Raw genomic sequence first — 1,288 nt, forward strand, 5'->3', positions numbered from 1 at the left:
GCTCGGACGTCAAACCCGGCACGCTGGCGCACGAGATCTACGGCCCGGTCGTCACCGAGCGCCACCGCCACCGCTTCGAGGCCAACGAGCGTTACCTTGACCGCCTGCAGCAGGCCGGCCTGGTTATCTCGGCCATCACCCAGCGCGAAAAGCTGACCGAGATGGTCGAGCTGCCGCGCGACACCCACCCCTGGTTYGTCGGCGTGCAGTTCCACCCGGARTTCAAGTCSACSCCSTGGGRYGGCCACCCGCTGTTCATCAGCTACATCAAGGCCGCGCTGGCCCACCAGGCCGCGCGCAGCAACCAGAAGGCCGCGGCTTAAAGCCCGCGGAGGACCCCATGAAACTGTGTGGCTTTGACGTCGGCCTCGACAAGCCGTTCTTCCTGATCGCCGGCCCCTGCGTGGTCGAAAGCGAACAGCTGCAGATGGACGTGGCCGGACGGCTGAAGGAAATGACCGCCAAGCTGGGCATCCCCTTCATCTTCAAGTCGAGCTACGACAAGGCCAACCGCTCCAGCGGCACCTCGTTCCGCGGCCCCGGCATGGAACGCGGTCTGGAGATCCTGGCCAAGGTCAAGCGCGAGCTGAACGTGCCGGTGCTGACCGACGTGCACAGCGAGGCCGAGATCACCGAGGTGGCCAAGATCGTCGACGTGCTGCAGACCCCCGCCTTCCTGTGCCGCCAGACCGATTTCATCCACGCTGTCGCCAAGAGCGGCAAGCCGGTGAACATCAAGAAGGGCCAGTTCCTCGCCCCCGGCGACATGAAGAACGTGATCGACAAGGCCCGTGCTGCTGCGCGCGAAGCCGGCCTGGAAGCCGACTCCTTCATGGCCTGTGAACGCGGTGCGAGCTTCGGCTACAACAACCTCGTCTCCGACATGCGCAGCCTCGCGATCATGCGCGAGACCGGCGCGCCCGTCGTCTTCGACGTGACCCACAGCGTGCAGCTGCCGGGCGGCCAGGGCACCAGCTCCGGTGGCCAGCGCGAGTTCGTGCCAGTGCTGGCGCGTGCCGGCGTGGCGGTCGGCGTGTCCGGCCTGTTCATGGAAACGCACCCGGACCCGGCCAATGCCTTGTCCGACGGCCCGAACGCCGTGCCGCTGAAGCACATGGCTGCGCTGCTGGAGCAACTGGTTGCGCTGGACCGCGTGATCAAGTCGAAGCCACTGCTTGAAAACGACTTCAGCTGCTGAAGGCGTTTCGGCCAACATGATTACGTTCACTGGCTTTGGCCAGAACGATTTTTCCTGCTGAAGGAACTGCACCGATGGCCTACGGCTACC

The 1,288-nt window shown here is 65.2% G+C and carries 2 protein-coding genes; both read left to right on the forward strand.

Annotated features, from left to right (window positions below):
- Window positions 1-323: glutamine amidotransferase-related protein (locus tag AC1DYI_RS35970; protein ID WP_477208873.1), on the forward strand; the 323-nt coding region annotated here is incomplete at its 5' end.
- Window positions 324-340: 17 nt separating this feature from the next.
- Window positions 341-1,198 carry a 3-deoxy-8-phosphooctulonate synthase gene (gene kdsA, locus AC1DYI_RS35975; RefSeq protein WP_477208874.1) on the forward strand — a complete coding sequence of 286 codons (858 nt, stop codon included), beginning with the start codon at window positions 341-343 and terminating at the stop codon, window positions 1,196-1,198.
- Window positions 1,199-1,288: the final 90 nt, after the last annotated feature.

Source organism: Ideonella sp. P3_A4, from assembly GCF_056403075.1.

What these genes read in the sequence shown, in the direction of transcription:
- kdsA (WP_477208874.1), top strand. Translation starts at nt 341, where the DNA reads ATGAAACTGTGTGGCTTTGACGTCGGCCTCGACAAGCCGTTCTTCCTG.